General features: G+C 65.4%; 16 protein-coding genes. 5 read left to right on the top strand and 11 right to left on the bottom strand.

Translation table 11 applies throughout. The features are described from left to right. Positions 1–229: 229 nt before the first annotated feature. Positions 230–1150, bottom strand: a complete 921-nt coding sequence (locus RO07_RS02480) for a methyltransferase domain-containing protein (protein ID WP_039407790.1) — start codon at positions 1148–1150, stop codon at positions 230–232. A gap of 391 nt (positions 1151–1541) precedes the next feature. Here RO07_RS02480 and RO07_RS02475 point away from each other — a divergent pair, with 391 nt between their 5' ends. Continuing rightward, positions 1542–2093 carry a ComF family protein gene (locus tag RO07_RS02475; protein WP_052266954.1) on the top strand — a complete coding sequence of 184 codons (552 nt, stop codon included), beginning with the start codon at positions 1542–1544 and terminating at the stop codon, positions 2091–2093. 17 nt (positions 2094–2110) lie between these two features. Further along, on the top strand, positions 2111–2581 hold the full coding sequence (gene trmL / locus RO07_RS02470; RefSeq protein ID WP_039407789.1) for a tRNA (uridine(34)/cytosine(34)/5-carboxymethylaminomethyluridine(34)-2'-O)-methyltransferase TrmL: 471 nt from the start codon (positions 2111–2113) through the stop codon (positions 2579–2581). Here the strand turns inward: trmL and RO07_RS02465 are convergent. The 5 genes from RO07_RS02465 to RO07_RS02445 form a co-directional block, all read right to left on the bottom strand. Further along, a complete protein-coding gene (locus tag RO07_RS02465) occupies positions 2563–3093 on the bottom strand; it encodes an O-acetyl-ADP-ribose deacetylase (protein ID WP_039407788.1) in 531 nt (176 codons plus the stop codon). The genes trmL and RO07_RS02465 overlap by 19 nt on opposite strands. A 168-nt stretch (positions 3094–3261) precedes the next feature. Further along, positions 3262–4281: an NAD(P)H-dependent glycerol-3-phosphate dehydrogenase gene (locus tag RO07_RS02460; protein ID WP_039407786.1), complete on the bottom strand. Its 1020-nt coding sequence runs from the start codon at positions 4279–4281 to the stop codon at positions 3262–3264. Between the two features lie 63 nt (positions 4282–4344). Then, positions 4345–4851 carry a protein-export chaperone SecB gene (gene secB, locus RO07_RS02455; RefSeq protein WP_039407783.1) on the bottom strand — a complete coding sequence of 169 codons (507 nt, stop codon included), beginning with the start codon at positions 4849–4851 and terminating at the stop codon, positions 4345–4347. A gap of 65 nt (positions 4852–4916) precedes the next feature. Further along, complete coding sequence (gene grxC / locus RO07_RS02450; protein ID WP_039407781.1) at positions 4917–5177, bottom strand: glutaredoxin 3; 261 nt, start codon at positions 5175–5177, stop codon at positions 4917–4919. Between the two features lie 17 nt (positions 5178–5194). Next, entirely contained in the window at positions 5195–5602 is a 408-nt protein-coding gene (locus RO07_RS02445; protein WP_039407779.1) for a rhodanese-like domain-containing protein, read from the bottom strand. A gap of 234 nt (positions 5603–5836) precedes the next feature. Between RO07_RS02445 and gpmA the strand changes: the two genes are divergently transcribed. From gpmA to RO07_RS02430, 3 genes are all read left to right on the top strand, one after another. Then, positions 5837–6583: a 2,3-diphosphoglycerate-dependent phosphoglycerate mutase gene (gene gpmA, locus RO07_RS02440; RefSeq protein WP_039407777.1), complete on the top strand. Its 747-nt coding sequence runs from the start codon at positions 5837–5839 to the stop codon at positions 6581–6583. Positions 6584–6954: 371 nt separating this feature from the next. After that, the gene (locus RO07_RS02435) at positions 6955–8523 is read left to right on the top strand and encodes a S41 family peptidase (RefSeq protein ID WP_039407775.1); all 1569 of its coding nucleotides are present in this window, start codon (positions 6955–6957) and stop codon (positions 8521–8523) included. Between the two features lie 68 nt (positions 8524–8591). Then, positions 8592–9344, top strand: a complete 753-nt coding sequence (locus tag RO07_RS02430; protein ID WP_039407773.1) for a HesA/MoeB/ThiF family protein — start codon at positions 8592–8594, stop codon at positions 9342–9344. A 129-nt stretch (positions 9345–9473) separates the two neighbouring features. Here the strand turns inward: RO07_RS02430 and ptsP are convergent, their stop codons facing one another. From ptsP to RO07_RS02405, 5 genes are all read right to left on the bottom strand, one after another. Then, positions 9474–11210 (bottom strand): phosphoenolpyruvate--protein phosphotransferase, encoded by a 1737-nt coding sequence (gene ptsP / locus RO07_RS02425; RefSeq protein ID WP_039407771.1) that lies wholly within the window; start codon positions 11208–11210, stop codon positions 9474–9476. Positions 11211–11354: 144 nt separating this feature from the next. Then, a complete protein-coding gene (locus RO07_RS02420; RefSeq protein WP_039407769.1) occupies positions 11355–11624 on the bottom strand; it encodes an HPr family phosphocarrier protein in 270 nt (89 codons plus the stop codon). Positions 11625–11627: 3 nt separating this feature from the next. Continuing rightward, a complete protein-coding gene (locus RO07_RS02415) occupies positions 11628–12044 on the bottom strand; it encodes a PTS sugar transporter subunit IIA (protein ID WP_039407766.1) in 417 nt (138 codons plus the stop codon). 167 nt (positions 12045–12211) lie between these two features. Next, positions 12212–13150, bottom strand: coding sequence for a glutathione synthase (gene gshB, locus RO07_RS02410; protein WP_039407764.1), 939 nt, complete (start codon positions 13148–13150; stop codon positions 12212–12214). Positions 13151–13290: 140 nt separating this feature from the next. Beyond that, the gene (locus RO07_RS02405) at positions 13291–14505 is read right to left on the bottom strand and encodes a helix-turn-helix transcriptional regulator (protein ID WP_039407760.1); all 1215 of its coding nucleotides are present in this window, start codon (positions 14503–14505) and stop codon (positions 13291–13293) included. Positions 14506–14568 lie beyond the last annotated feature (63 nt).

Here is a 14568-nt window from a genome sequence, read left to right as displayed (position 1 = left end):
AGGGAGGTGCCTTTCGCGATGCCCTTCGTTCATGCACGCCGTGAAGCGTCATTTAAGCGAATGGGAAGCGAGCGGAACACCTGCAAAGTCGTGTAGGACGCAGGCTGCGGCACAGACAACGCATCGTCCGGCACGATGGCCGGTGCGATGCGAAAAGAAAAACGTCGGCGCGATGCCGATGATGCGAAGGGAAGACGCTGGACCGCCGCCGGGCCAGCGTCGCGTGCGATCAGCGCGGGCGGCCGCCGCGCCCGATGTCTTGAATTCGGACCACGGCATTGCCCGCCGCATCGGTTTTTTCGGGAATCTTCCAGGCGTGGCCGTAGACGAGCTCGAAGGTCAGTGCGATCGTGCCGTCCTCGCCGCGCTGACGCTCGAGCGCCTCGCGCAAGGCCGCAATCCGCGCCCGTCCGGTGAGCCCCATCCGACGCTCCGGCAACGGATTCACGCCGAGCAGACGCACGTCGCGCAGCAGCGTGTCCGGCGACTCGAAGGTCAACGTGAGCCGCTCCATATCGGTGACCGGTGTATCGAAGCCGCTCGCGACCATCATGTCACCGAGATCGTGCATGTCGGTCGGCTCGAGTGCATGAGGGAGCTCATCGACTTCCGCCCATGCGGCACGCAGTTCGCGCAGCGTATCCGGCCCATATGCCGAGAACATCAGCAGGCCATCGGTACTCAGCACGCGGTGCCACTCGGGAATGACGCGATGCGGTTCACGATACCAATGAAGCGCAAGATTCGACCACACGAGATCGAAGGCGCGTGGAGCGAACGGCAACGCCGAGAAGTCGGCCTGTGCCACACCATATGACGGCGCACTGCGAAGCAGGCGACGCCATCCGGTCGTCGCCCCGGCGGCGGCCGCGGCCCGAGCCATCGCGAACGACGCGTCGACACCCACGCGATAAGCGTCTGGATAGCGCGCGCCGAAGTTCTGCAAGTCGCTGCCCGTGCCACATCCGACATCGAGCACGCGCCTGGGCTGAAGCTTGATGTAGTCGAGCCGGCTCGCGAGCCTGGACGCCACTTCGCGCATCAGAAAATCGGCTTCCGCCCATTGGGACGCGCGACGGTCGAATGCCGTACGCAGAAAGCGAGACGAGAACGCGGACGACGGGGCGGAGGGAGCGGCGGAAGGCTTCATGGGGCGGGCGAAAAGGCGAGTCGGCAGTATACTCGCAGCTGTCCGAACGCATCGGGCACCGCCATTGCGCGGCCGCTGTACGGCATTCGCGCCCGTTCGTCGCCCTCCTCACATTCCGGTTACCACCTTGTCCATCCTGCGCAATACGCTTCCGACGCTCGCCCGGCTCGCCGGCCCCCTGCTGAGCGTGGCGTTGCCGGATCACTGTGCCGTCTGCCATCGACGAGGGGCACGGCAGCTCTGTGCCGATTGCGCGCGGATATTCGACGCGAACCGGATCGATGCGCCGCTGCGCTGTGGACGTTGCGCCATCGCCCTGCCACACGGCGCGGGGAGCCCGCCCGAGCACGAGGTTGCCGCCCCGGAAAGTGCGACAATTTGTCGCATTTCGATGTCCACGGCTACAGCGATCTGCGGGGAATGCCTGCGACAACCGCCATCGTTCGACGCCACGCTGGCCCTCGCAGACTACGTCGCACCGCTCGATACCTTGATGATCCGTCTGAAATACCACGGCGCCCTGCCCCTCGCGCGCGAATTCGGCGAACGCCTCGGCGATGCGCTATTGCCGCAGCAGGGCGACGAGACGCCGCTGCTGGTGCCCGTACCGTTGGCGCCCTCGCGGCTGGCCGCACGCGGCTTCAACCAGGCGTGGGAGCTCGCGCGTGTCGCCGCTCGCCGTGCCAACCTGCCGGCGACCGCGCAAGGACTACGCCGAGAGCGTACGACAACTCCGCAGCGGCGTCTCTCGCGCGACGCCCGTATGCGCAATCTGCGCGATGCCTTCGTTGCAAGCGACCGCGTGCGTGGACGCCGCATCATTCTCGTCGACGACGTGATGACGACCCGCGCGACCTGCGACGCCGCCGCCCGCGCGCTCAAGGATGCCGGGGCGTCGCATGTACTCGCCGCCGTGGCCCTGCGAACGCCACCCTCTCGATAACTCCGCCCCCGACACTCATGTTCAACGTCGTTCTCGTCTCGCCTGAAATCCCGCCCAACACCGGTAACGTTATCCGCCTGTGCGCCAATACAGGAGCGCGTCTGCATCTGATCGAGCCGCTCGGCTTCCCGCTCGACGACGCCCGCATGCGCCGCGCCGGGCTCGACTATCACGAGTACGCGAAAATGAAGGTTCATCGTGACTGGACGGCGTTCCTGGCGGCGGAATCGCCTGATCCCTCGCGTATGTTCGCGTTGACGACACGCGGCTCGCGCCCCTTCGGCGAGCTCTCGTTCGCACCGGGCGACTGGTTCGTCTTCGGCTCGGAAACGCGCGGCCTCGCGCCGGAATTGCTCGATACGTTCGCGACAACGCAGCGCGTGCGCCTGCCGATGCGTCCCGACAATCGCAGCCTGAATCTGTCGAACACGGTCGCGGTCGTGGTTTTCGAGGCGTGGCGCCAGCAGGGCTATGCCGGCGGATCCTGATTGGCAAGTTCGTCCTGATAGCGGCGCAGCATCGCCGCGTCGAAGCAAACGAATTCCACTCGCTCGATGCCGGGGAAATGCGGCAGCGCATCGCGCACCGTGAAGACGGCCAGCGGCACCGCCAACTCCGACGGATAGCCGTACACGCCGCAACTGATCGCCGGAAAAGCCACGCTCCGGCAACCGTATTCCGAGGCCAGACGCAAACTCTCGCGATAGCAGCTCGCAAGCAGCGCCGGTTCGTCACCGCTGCCGCCGCGCCAGACCGGACCGACCGTGTGAATCACGTACTTCGCCTTCAGGCGAAACCCCGGCGTGATCTTCGCGTACCCCGTCGGGCATCCGTGCAGTTTTCGACACGCCTCGAGCAGTTCGGGCCCTGCCGCGCGATGTATGGCGCCGTCAACGCCGCCACCGCCCAGCAGCGACTCGTTTGCAGCGTTCACGATGGCGTCGACCGCAGATTGTGTGATGTCGCCCTGAAAGGCGTGGAGATGGACAGCTTGCGACATGGGTTCGGCTCCCTTGTGGCGAGTGTCGATGGTGGACGCGGCCCCCCATCGGAGATCGACGTGCCCGCGAACCCGGAATTGAATCCGCATGTCGGCACGTCAGCACGTCAAGCGATACAGGACGCGCAGCCCGCTACGCGGCACGTCGGCTCCTGACCTCTCCGCGCGTCACCCCGCCGGGGCGTCGTCCTCACGTTCCGCGCGGGCATCGCGCCGCAGCAGGGCTTCCACCGCCGCACGGGCGGGCAGGCCGTCAAACAGGGTGCCGCAGACGGCGTCGGTGATCGGCATTTCGATCCCATGAGCCCGCGCCAGATCGCGTACCGCACGCGCACATCGTACGCCTTCCGCCACGTGCCCGAGCGACGCGAGGACTTCGTCGAGCGTCTTGCCGGACGCGAGTTGCAGCCCGACGGTGCGGTTACGCGACAGGTCGCCGGTCGCCGTCAGGATCAGGTCGCCCATGCCCGTCAGGCCCATGAACGTCTCGGGCTTGCCGCCGAGCGCGACACCGAGGCGCGTCATCTCGGCCAGCCCGCGTGTGACGAGCGCCGCACGGGCATTCAAGCCCAACCCCAGGCCGTCGCTGACGCCCGTTGCGATCGCGAGCACGTTCTTCACGGCGCCACCGACTTCCACGCCGACGACGTCGTCGCTCGAATAAATGCGCAGTGCGCCGAAGTGGCAGGCGGCAATGGTCAGATCGCACAGCGAGCGTACGGGGCTCGCGATGGTCAGCGCGGCGGGCAGTCCCTGCGCCATTTCACGCGCAAAGCTCGGCCCTGACAGCGCCCCCCCCGCCGCCTGTGGAAACACGTCGGCGACGATCTGATGCGGCAGCAAGCCGGTGTCGGCCTCGAAGCCCTTGCACAGCCAGATGAGATTTCGCGGCGGCTCGGCAGCTTGCGCCAGGTGGCCCGCCAGCGCCCGCAATCCCGCGACCGGGACGGCGGCAACGCACAGGGCATGCTCGCCCGCACCATGAGCCAACGCCGTCGCGAAATCGGCTTCGAATCGCAGACGGGAGGACAGCGGAGAACCGGGGAGATAGGTGGAATTCTCGTGGGAGTCGGCCAGCGCCTTCACGAGCGCGGCGTCGCGCGCCCAAAGGACGACGTCATGGCGTGCGGCCATGTGACTCGCCATCGCGGTGCCCCAGGCACCTGCACCGAATACGGCAATCTTCATGAAGGGGGCCTCGACGCGCGGGCCGGCGACGTGCCGGCCTGCGCGTCGGTCGAGCGCAAGCGCTTAGTGAGTCTGGGCGGACGAGCCGTCAGGCATCACGATGCCCGATGCCGGCGCCTCGCCGTTGGCCGCTTGTTGCTCGGCCAGTTGCGCCAGACGCTGCTCGTACAGCGCCTGGAAGTTCACTTCGGCCAGATGGATCGGCTGGAAGCCGGCACGGCTGATCGCGTCGGCCACGTTCGCACGCAAGTACGGATAGACGATGGTCGGGCATGCGATGCCGATGAGCGGGTCGAGCTGCTCGACCGGCACGTTGCGGATTTCGAAGATCCCGGCTTGCTTGCCCTCGACCAGGAACGCGACCTTGTCCTTGATCTTGGCCGTCACGGTAGCGATCACGGCGACTTCGAAGATCTCTTCGGCCAGACGCTCGGCGGCGACGTCGAGTTGCACTTCAACGGTCGGCATTTCCTGTTCGAGGAAGATCGCCGGCGAGTTGGGCTGCTCGAGAGACAGATCTTTCAGGTAAGCGCGCTGGATGCTGAAAAACGGCTGATTCTGGTCGGACATTTCGTTTCCTTGGGTGTAAGACAGCCGCGTGGTACGCGGCTGGGCGCACTATTGTGACGGCGGTATCAGGCAGCTTGCAAGAGCGGCACGAGACCGCCCGCCCGATCGAGGGCCGACAGGTCGTCGTAGCCACCGATATGGCGCTCGTCGATGTAGATCTGCGGCACCGTGCGGCGCCCCGTGCGCTTCATCATTTCTTCGCGGCGGCCCGGCTCCCTGTCGATGAGGATCTTCTCGATGTCCTGAACGCCGCGCCGACGCAGCAGACGTTCGGCCATCTGGCAGTACGGGCACACTTGCGTGCTGTACATCACGATCTTGGGCATGGCTGGCAACTCCTGGATTACTTGACGACCGGCAGACCGGCTTCCTGCCATGCGGCGACGCCGCCTTGCAGGCTGAACGAGTCAGCGTAACCCAGATTGCGCAGCAGCGTCTGCGCGCGCGCCGAGCGCTGGCCGCTCTTGCACACGATCAGCACGGGCGCTGCCTTGTTCTTGATGACCTGTCCGACTTTTTGTTCGACCTCTTCGAGCGGCACATTGCGCGCGGACGGCAGGTGCCCGCCGGCGAATTCCTCTGCCGAGCGCACGTCGAGAACCACCGCGCCCTTACGGTTGATGAGTTGGGTCGCTTCGATGGTCGACAGACCGCGACCGCCACGTTTGAATACCGGCCAGGCCAGCATGCCGCCCGAGACGAGGGCGATGGCGATGAGCGCGAGGTTGGTGTAATCGGCAAAGAACTTCACAAACCACCTGAAAAATATCAAAAGAATCCGATCATTATAAAATATTCCGTGATTGCGCCGACGGGTCGCGTTGGCAATCGCTGTGCCGGACGCCGGCGGCTGTCCCGCCGCTCCCCCTGACGTCCATGGATCGCTGCCGCCAAGTCCTTGCCGGGCGCGGCTCGGCGGTGTGCGGCGAGTGACGTCCGACCCGTCGGCAGCCCCCGCTTTCCCAACTCTGTTTGAAGTTTGCTCATGTACAAGCTCGTTCTCATCCGCCACGGCGAATCGACGTGGAACAAGGAAAACCGTTTTACCGGCTGGGTCGATGTCGACCTGACCGAAAAGGGGGTCTCCGAAGCCAGTCAGGCCGGCAAGCTGCTCGCCGATGCCGGCTATCAGTTCGATCTGGCCTACACGTCGGTTCTCAAGCGCGCGATCCGTACGCTGTGGCACGTCCAGGACGCCATGGACCAGATGTGGATCCCCGTGGTGCACAGCTGGCGTCTGAACGAGCGCCACTACGGCGCACTCGCCGGCCTGAACAAGGCCGAGACCGCCGCGAAGTATGGCGACGAGCAGGTGCACGTCTGGCGCCGCAGCTACGATACGCCGCCGCCGCCGCTCGCCACCGACGACGAGCGCAGTTCGTTCAACGACCCGCGCTACGCCAAGCTCAAGCGTGAAGAGATTCCGCTCACCGAGTGCCTCAAGGACACCGTCGCGCGCGTGCTGCCGCTGTGGAACGAGTCGATCGCGCCGGCCGTGCGTGCCGGCAAGCAGGTGCTCGTGGCCGCGCATGGCAACTCGCTGCGTGCACTCATCAAGCATCTCGACAACATTTCGGACGACGACATCGCCGGCCTGAACATCCCGAACGGCACGCCGCTCGTGTATGAACTGGACGCCGACCTCAAGCCGATCCGCCACTACTATCTTGGCGATCAGGAGAAAATCGCCGGCGCGCTGGCCGCCGTGGCCGCACAAGGCAAGTCGAAGTAATCTCGAAGGCGGCGCCGGCTGGCGCCGCCGCGCAATACGTCGCGTCGCCGCGTGACACCGTTACCTCCCCCCGTTCGTAATACGTGGTAATACGCGTCCGCTCCCGCATCGCGCTCGCCTGAGAGCGGCCCATAAACGCCGCGGACCGCCTTGTCCAAGCGCATTGGCCGGGAAAAATCCACGCGTCATCGGGCGACGCCCCGACGAAGGGACTCGCAAAAGGCGCATCGGCTGGAACTTTTCGGCGAACCACTCGGGAAAAGCCCCTGTCGAATGGGCAATGCCCGCCCTGCGGGCAAACGGTTATACTTCGCCAAAGTGCGCGCGCCCGTTGGCGGGCGCCCCGAAAAATCCGGAATTTCCACGCCTATATGCGCCAAACCCTCAAACATATCGGCCTGATCGTGCTGGGCCTCGCGACCGGTGCGGCTGCCACCCTCGCGTTCTCACAGGCTTCCGCGCAAAGCGCCACCACGCCGCTCCCGCTCGAACAGCTCCGGCTGCTGGCCGAAGTGTTCGGCCAGATCAAGCGCGAGTACGTGCAGCCGGTCGACGACAAGAAGCTGCTCACCGCAGCCATCAAGGGCATGGTGTCCAGTCTCGATCCTCACTCGTCGTATCTCGACAAGGACGAGTACAAGGAACTGCAGGAGCAGACGCGTGGCCGTTTCGCGGGCCTGGGCATCGAAATTTCGCAGGAAGACGGTCTCGTGAAGGTGATCTCGCCGATCGAGGACAGCCCAGCGTTCAAGGCCGGCCTCAAGCCTGGCGACCTCATCACCCGCATCGACGACAAGCCGGTACGCGGCATGACGCTCGATCAGGCCGTCAAGCGCATGCGCGGCGCACCGGGCAGCAAGGTCACGCTGACGATCTTCCGCAAGTCCGATGAGCGCACCTTCCCGGTGTCGATCGTGCGCGCGGAAATCCGCGTCCAGAGCGTCAAGGGCAAGATGCTCGAACCGGGCATTGCCTACGTGCGCATCACCAGCTTCCAGGAACGCACCGTGCCGGACCTCGCCAGGAAGTTGCAGGAACTGTCGAAGGACGCCCCGCTCAAGGGTCTGGTGCTCGATCTGCGCAACAACGGCGGCGGCATTCTGCAGTCGGCCGTGGGCGTGTCCGCGGCGTTCCTGAAGGAAGGCGCCACGGTAGTGACCACGAACGGCCAGATCGAGGACGCCAAGCAGAAGTACACGGCGACCTTCGACAACTATCGTCTGTCGGCAAGCCCGGAAGATCCGCTCAAGGGCGAGGCCGCGTTCTGGAAGACGGTGCCGATGGTGGTGCTCGTGAACGCCTACTCGGCGTCGGCCTCGGAAATCGTGGCCGGTGCGCTGCAGGACTCGAAGCGCGCGCTGATCATGGGCAAGACCACGTTCGGCAAGGGTTCGGTGCAGACCGTGCGTCAACTCTCGCCGGATACCGCGCTGCGTCTGACCACGGCGTACTACTACACGCCGAGCGGCCGCTCGATCCAGTCCATCGGCATCAAGCCGGACGTGCCGGTCGATCAGAACCCGAAGGGCGATCCGGACGACGTGCTCGTCACGCGCGAGATCGATTACCAGAACCATCTGCACAACACGCAAACGCCTGACGAACAGAAGGAAATCGACGCCCGCGAAGCGCGTCGTCTGGAAGAACTGCGCCGCCTCGAGGAAGAGAACGCGAAGAAGACGCCGGAAGAGCGCAAGAAGGAACGTGAAGAACGCCTGCCGGATCTGGGCAGCACCGACGACTTCATGCTTCAGCAGGCAATCCGCCAGCTCAAGGGCGAGCCGGTCCAGCGCACCAAGTCGCGTCTGGAAGCCAACGCCGGCCCGCTGCCGAAGGACGCGTCGAAGGCTGCGGCTCCTGCGCCGGCTCCGGCCGCGGGCGCCAAGACCGATCCGAAGACCGATACGGTGGTGCCGACCAAGCCGTCGGACAAGAAATAAGCAACGGCTTTACACTACGAACCGTGCCCGCGAAAGCCGGCACGGTTTTTTATTCCTTACGTGTTGCGATGAACGACGATCAGTTGCTGCGTTACTCCCGCCATATCCTGCTCGACGAACTCGGTATCGAGGGTCAGGAGCGTCTGCTCGCGGCGCATGCCGTGATCGTGGGCGCCGGCGGTCTGGGTTCGCCCGCCGCGCTTTATCTGGCGGCCTCGGGCGTGGGACGCATCACGTTGATCGACGATGACGACGTCGATCTCACGAATCTGCAACGCCAGATCCTTCACGACACGCAGAGCGTCGGACGGCCGAAGGTGCTTTCGGGGCGGCAACGCATCGCGCAGATCAACCCCGGCGTGGTCGTCGACACCGTCAACGAGCGCGTGGACGAGGCGCGTCTCACGACGCTCGCGCGCACCGCCACCGTGGTGCTCGACGGCTCCGACAACTTCGCGACTCGCCATGCCGTCAACCGCGCCTGCGTCGCCGCCGGCGTGCCGCTGGTATCCGGCGCCGCGCTGCGCTTCGATGGGCAAATCAGTGTGTTCGACGTGCGTGACGAGGCGTCGCCCTGCTACGAGTGTATTTTCCCGGCCGACGAGCCGTTCCCGGAACAGGCATGTGCCACGATGGGCGTGCTCGCGCCGCTCGTCGGCATCATCGGCAGCATGCAGGCTGCGGAGGCGATCAAGCTGATCACCGGCGTCGGCACGCCGCTCATCGGCCGCCTGCTGATGCTCGACGGACGCAAGATGAGCTGGCACACCATGCATTGCGCCCGCAATCCGGAGTGCAAGGTCTGCGGACAGCGGCATTGAAGCGGTTGATGCCCCGATCCCCGATAGGGCGCGGCGGGGCGACAGCCCCGTAGGTGGGATGAGCGGAATGCGCGGAATGCTGTGGCTCGGTGAAGCCACGCCGCGCGTGGCTTCAACCTGGCATCGACCTCAAGCCACCGCCAGCCGCGCCAGCGCGGCCTGCATCTCTTCCGGCTCGGTCGCCGCGAGCAGTTCCTGCACAGGACGCTCCAGATCCGGCAGATGCGCCCGCAGAATCTCCTGCTTGACCTGCAACAGTTGGCTCGGGTGCATCGAAAACTCGCGCAGTCCCATGCCCAGCAGCAGACGCGTCGCCGTCGGATCCCCCGCCATCTCCCCACACACGGCCACCGGCACGCCGAATGCGTGCGCCTCGCGGATCGTCATGGCGATCAGACGCAGCACGGCCGGATGGAGCGGATCGTACAGATGCGCCACCGCGTTGTCCGCACGGTCGATCGCCAGTGTGTACTGGATCAAATCGTTCGTGCCGATCGACAGGAAGTCGAGCCGCTTGAGGAACATCGGCACGGTGAGCGCCGCGGCCGGCACCTCGATCATCGCGCCAAGCTTCACGCCCGGATCGTAGAGCAGGCCCGCCGCGTCGAGTTGCGACTTCGCTTCGCGCACGAGCTCGAGCGTCTGGTCGATTTCCTGCGCATGCGCGAGCATCGGGAACAGAATCCGCACCTGCCCGAACGCCGACGCACGCAGAATCGCCCGCAACTGCGTGAGGAACATGCGCGGCTCCGACAGACTCCACCGGATCGCCCGCAGCCCCAGCGCGGGGTTCGGCGCGGTCTCGTAAGTCTCGTGGCTGTCGAGCGGCTTGTCGGCCCCGACATCGATGGTCCGGATGGTGAGCGGCAGCCCGTGCATCGCCTCCACAGCGCGCTTGTACGCTTCGAACTGGGCCTCCTCCTCCGGCGCCTCCTCCTCGTTCATGAAGAGGAATTCGGTGCGGAACAGGCCCACGCCGACGGCGCCCGCGTCCACGGCGGTCTTGGCATCTTCCGGCAGTTCGATGTTCGCGAGCAGTTCGATGGGCGTGCCGTCGATGGTCTGCGCCGGCGAGTGCTTCAACCGCTGCAGGCGCCGCTCTTCCAGCGCCCGCTCGCTCTGGCGATAGCTGTATTCCTCGAGCACGATCGGCGCCGGATCGACGATGACGATACCGTGATCGCCATCGATGATGATCACGTCGTCCTGCTTGACGAGCAGGCTGGCCTGCGCCACACCGACCGCCGCGGGAATGCCGAGGCTGCGCGCCACGATCGCCGTGTGCGACGTCTTGCCGCCGAGATCCGTCACGAACCCCTTGAAGGTCTGCGACTTGAACTGCAGCATGTCGGCCGGCGCGATGTCACGTGCCACGACGATCATGTCGTCGCGCGGCGTCTCCGCCACCACGTGACGGATACCTGGCGTGCCGGCGAGCGCCTTGAGTACGCGCTCGGTGACCTGTTCGATGTCCGCCCGGCGCTCGCGCAGATACTCATCGTCGATATCCTCGAAGCGAGCGACGAGAACTTCGAGCTGCGTGGTCAACGCCCATTCCGCGTTGTAGCGGCGTTCGCGAATCAGCTTGATGACGGCGTCCGCGAGCAGCGTGTCGTTCAGTATCAGCGAGTGAACGTCGAGAAACGCGCCCATCTCGCCCGGCGCGTCGTCCGGCAGTTCGGCCTTGAGGGTATCGAGTTCGTGCTGGACGGTTGCCTGAGCGCCGTGAAAGCGCGCGATTTCGTCGTCGATCTGGGAAGGATCGAGCAGATAGTGCGGCACATCGAGCGTGGCGGGCGCGAGCAAATAGGCGCGTCCGATCGCGATGCCGCGAGATACGGGGATGCCGTGCAGGGTGAAAGACAAGGAAGTCTCCCAGTTCAGAAGCGGATATTGCGGCCTGAATCTACGTTCGGGGCGGTGAGCGGCGGATCGTCGTCGACATCATCTGTGCGATCCGCCCGTTGCAGCGCGCCTGCAAAGCGCTGCGTGCCACCGCGACGCCGTCTTTTATTCCCCTTCGCCGAACTTGTTGGCGATGAGGGCCAGAATCTCGTTCATGGCTTGTTCTTCGTCCGGGCCTTCGGTTTCCACTTCCACCTTGGAACCGATCCCGGCAGCCAGCATCATGACACCCATGATGCTCTTCGCATTGATGCGCCGACCGTTTCGGGTCAGCCAGACCTCACTCTGAAATTTTGCCGCCAGTTGTGTCAGCTTTGCCGATGCCCGGGCGTGCAAGCCCAACTTGTTTACGATCGTCGTTTCTTGTTGAAGCATGTTTCAGTGTGACGTAGTGTGTTTGGTGGCCGGCGCACCCGCGCCGACTTCGAGAATACCTTTAGATCCGCCCGAAAGCACTTTCTCCGTAAGCGTTTCCAGCGGCACGGAGCGATAGCACACCGCCTTGATGAGCATCGACAGGTTCACCCCTGCCACCACCCTCACCTTCGGCCCGACGAGTTGCGCCGCAATGTTCGATGGCGTGGCGCCAAACAGGTCGGTGAGCACCAGCACACCGTTTTCCTCGTGCAACTGGGCGACACGCTCGCGCGCACTGTCGACGAGTGCCGCCGTGTCCTGGTCGGGAACGACGTCGATCGCTCCGATGCGCGACGGACAACCGCCATAAATGTGCGAAACACACTCGCGAAGGGCCGATGCGAGCGGTGCGTGGGCAATGATCAGAATTCCAGCCATGATGCTAGGCGCGCTCCGGGATACGAACACAACGACGAACGCGGGCCTGTCGATTTTGGGATTCTTATTTTAGCAGGCGCGCAAAAACCCCGAATTTTCATCATGTTAGAGGCAGTCCTCGGACAAACTTCAGGCGCTTTGCCCAATGGACCGGCCCCCAGCCTGCCTCATACCGCCAGTTCCAGCGCGTCGATGAACATCTTCGGCACGTCGAAGCCGGTTTGCTCGGTGATTTCCTGGAAGCACGTCGGGCTCGTGACGTTCACTTCCGTGAGGTAATCGCCGATGACGTCCAGCCCGACGAGCAGCAGGCCCCGCTTCCACAGTTCCGGGGCGAGCGTCTCGGCGATATGACGGTCGCGTGCGGACAACTCGCGCGCCTCGCCCAGCCCACCCGCCGCCAGGTTGCCGCGTACCTCGTTACCTTGCGGAATGCGCGCGAGCGAATACGGCACCACCTTGCCGCCGATCACGAGCACGCGCTTGTCGCCCAGCTTGATGTCCGGGATGAAACGTTGCGCCATCACCGAGCGTGCGCCGTTCTCACCGAGCATCTCGATGACCGAACCGAGATTGCGGCCGTCCAGCCCGATGCGGAACACGCCGGTGCCGCCCATGCCGTCGAGCGGCTTGTAGATCACGTCGCCATGCTCGGCGTGGAAGGCCCGCAGACGCGCGGCGTCACGCGTGACGAGCGTCGGCGCGACGAATTGGCCGAACTCCGCAATCGCGAGTTTCTCGGAGTGGTCGCGAATCGCACTCGGTTTGTTGAACACTCGCGCGCCGGCACGCTCGGCGATTTCAAGCAGCCACGTCGAGTTGATGTACTCCATGTCGAACGGCGGGTCTTTGCGCATGAGCACCGCGTCGAAGTCGGTCAGCGCGGCAACCCGCGTCTCGACGACTTCGTACCAGTCGTTCGCATCGCCGGTCAGATGGATTTTCCGCACGCGCGCATCGACCGTTGCGCCCTGCCAGGCCATCTCATGCGGTTCGCACGCGAAGAGATCGTGCCCGCGACGCGCAGCTTCACGCATCATCGAGAACGTGGTGTCCTTGTAGATCTTGAAGTGGTCGAGCGGGTCGGCGATAAAGAGAATCTGCATCGATCGGCGGGAGTCTTTGAGGAGTTCGGATGCACACACCGCATGCTGCGGCGACAGGTGTCTATTCTAGCCGAGGCGCCGCGTTGCCGCTCTGGACGGCTCGCTTGGCGCGGCCATGCCCGGGCCGCCGGCCATCCGGATCACATCGCTGCCGCCCCCGCCCCTCGCAGGCCCGCCAACAGCGCCGCGTCGCGCACGGGGTCCAGACGCGCCCGCATGAGCGCCAGGTGCGTCTTGAGTGTCTGCACGCCGATGGCACACGCCTCGCGGGTCTCGACGCGCGACTGCCCGGCCAGCAGACGCATCGCAATCTCGCGCTGCACTGGCGTGAGCGCCGTCGTCCAGAGACGCTGCAGCAAGCGAATCGCGGGCGGCACGGCCAGATGCAGGGCAATGCGCACGCGATCAGTGGCATTGCCGCCCATGCCACACAGGCGCGTCGCATGCAGATGCAGCGTACCGCCCGGCACCTGCACGGCCGCGTGCGCCTGCGCATCGGACGAAGCGCCGCCGGCCACGCGAAAGGCGAGTTCGTCGACGAGCGCCTGACACGCTTGCACGACCACACAGGCGTCCGGCCACGCCACGCCCGGCGCCAAGCGCCAGACGCGGCGCATGAGCGTCAACGCCACCGGATCGGCCCACTCCGGTTGCCGTCCACGCCATACGAGCATGCCGGCCACGTCGTTGCCGTTGGCTGGCGGATCGTCCGGACAAAGTGCAGGGATGGGCGTGCCTGCCGCCGCGGGCGCCGGGAAGCACGGACGCCCCGGCGCCGTCGTGAATTCCGCTGCGGCGTCCTCGAACGCCGAGACTTCGCGGGCGCTGAAGCGCGGACGCGCGCGGTGGCGCGACACCAGCAACCGCAAGGCCGCGACCGGCGCCTTGGCGGATTCCGTCCCCGGCCCGTCGGCATCGTGCGCCGATGCAACGCCGCGACCGGCGGGCAACAGGCAGACATCGAGCAAGTCGCCGTCGGGAAAGCAGCGCTCGAGCTCCGGCGGTCGTCGCAACGACACCGAAGCCGCGCGCCCGCTACAACGAGAACGCCGGGCGTGAGCGCATGCAATGTCGCCCCGTGCCAGCGTGCGTTGCAGATCCTCCACAGGTGGCATGGCCCAGCCACTCGCCACCAGTTGCTCGCACGCCGACATGGGGGCTTGCGGTGCGTACCAGCACGTCTCGCCCGGCCCGGCGTGCACGTCTACGTCTGCCGACGCATGGCTCCAGAGCGCCGCCACGCCGTCGGCGCCGAGTCCGGCCCGCAGCGTCTCCAGCCAGAGCGGCAGATAGCCCAGCATCGGCACCGGCAGTTGATGTAGTTGGCGAAGGCAGGTGCGCCATTCCCCCGGCATCCCCATGAGTCTCCCTGTCAGCACGTTCGCAAGGAAATTTCCTATTCCGCGCAAACATAAACG

The organism is Pandoraea pulmonicola (genome assembly GCF_000815105.2).
Lineage (GTDB): Bacteria > Pseudomonadota > Gammaproteobacteria > Burkholderiales > Burkholderiaceae > Pandoraea > Pandoraea pulmonicola.
Note: the sequence above shows the minus strand (reverse complement) of the source record. Positions and strands in the feature narration are given on the sequence as shown.

What these genes read in the sequence shown, in the direction of transcription:
- RO07_RS02480 (WP_039407790.1), bottom strand. Translation starts at nt 1,150, where the DNA reads ATGAAGCCTTCCGCCGCTCCCTCCGCCCCGTCGTCCGCGTTCTCGTCT.
- RO07_RS02475 (WP_052266954.1), top strand. Translation starts at nt 1,542, where the DNA reads ATGTCCACGGCTACAGCGATCTGCGGGGAATGCCTGCGACAACCGCCA.
- trmL (WP_039407789.1), top strand. Translation starts at nt 2,111, where the DNA reads ATGTTCAACGTCGTTCTCGTCTCGCCTGAAATCCCGCCCAACACCGGT.
- RO07_RS02465 (WP_039407788.1), bottom strand. Translation starts at nt 3,093, where the DNA reads ATGTCGCAAGCTGTCCATCTCCACGCCTTTCAGGGCGACATCACACAA.
- RO07_RS02460 (WP_039407786.1), bottom strand. Translation starts at nt 4,281, where the DNA reads ATGAAGATTGCCGTATTCGGTGCAGGTGCCTGGGGCACCGCGATGGCG.
- secB (WP_039407783.1), bottom strand. Translation starts at nt 4,851, where the DNA reads ATGTCCGACCAGAATCAGCCGTTTTTCAGCATCCAGCGCGCTTACCTG.
- grxC (WP_039407781.1), bottom strand. Translation starts at nt 5,177, where the DNA reads ATGCCCAAGATCGTGATGTACAGCACGCAAGTGTGCCCGTACTGCCAG.
- gpmA (WP_039407777.1), top strand. Translation starts at nt 5,837, where the DNA reads ATGTACAAGCTCGTTCTCATCCGCCACGGCGAATCGACGTGGAACAAG.
- RO07_RS02435 (WP_039407775.1), top strand. Translation starts at nt 6,955, where the DNA reads ATGCGCCAAACCCTCAAACATATCGGCCTGATCGTGCTGGGCCTCGCG.
- RO07_RS02430 (WP_039407773.1), top strand. Translation starts at nt 8,592, where the DNA reads ATGAACGACGATCAGTTGCTGCGTTACTCCCGCCATATCCTGCTCGAC.
- RO07_RS02420 (WP_039407769.1), bottom strand. Translation starts at nt 11,624, where the DNA reads ATGCTTCAACAAGAAACGACGATCGTAAACAAGTTGGGCTTGCACGCC.
- RO07_RS02415 (WP_039407766.1), bottom strand. Translation starts at nt 12,044, where the DNA reads ATGGCTGGAATTCTGATCATTGCCCACGCACCGCTCGCATCGGCCCTT.
- gshB (WP_039407764.1), bottom strand. Translation starts at nt 13,150, where the DNA reads ATGCAGATTCTCTTTATCGCCGACCCGCTCGACCACTTCAAGATCTAC.
- RO07_RS02405 (WP_039407760.1), bottom strand. Translation starts at nt 14,505, where the DNA reads ATGCCGGGGGAATGGCGCACCTGCCTTCGCCAACTACATCAACTGCCG.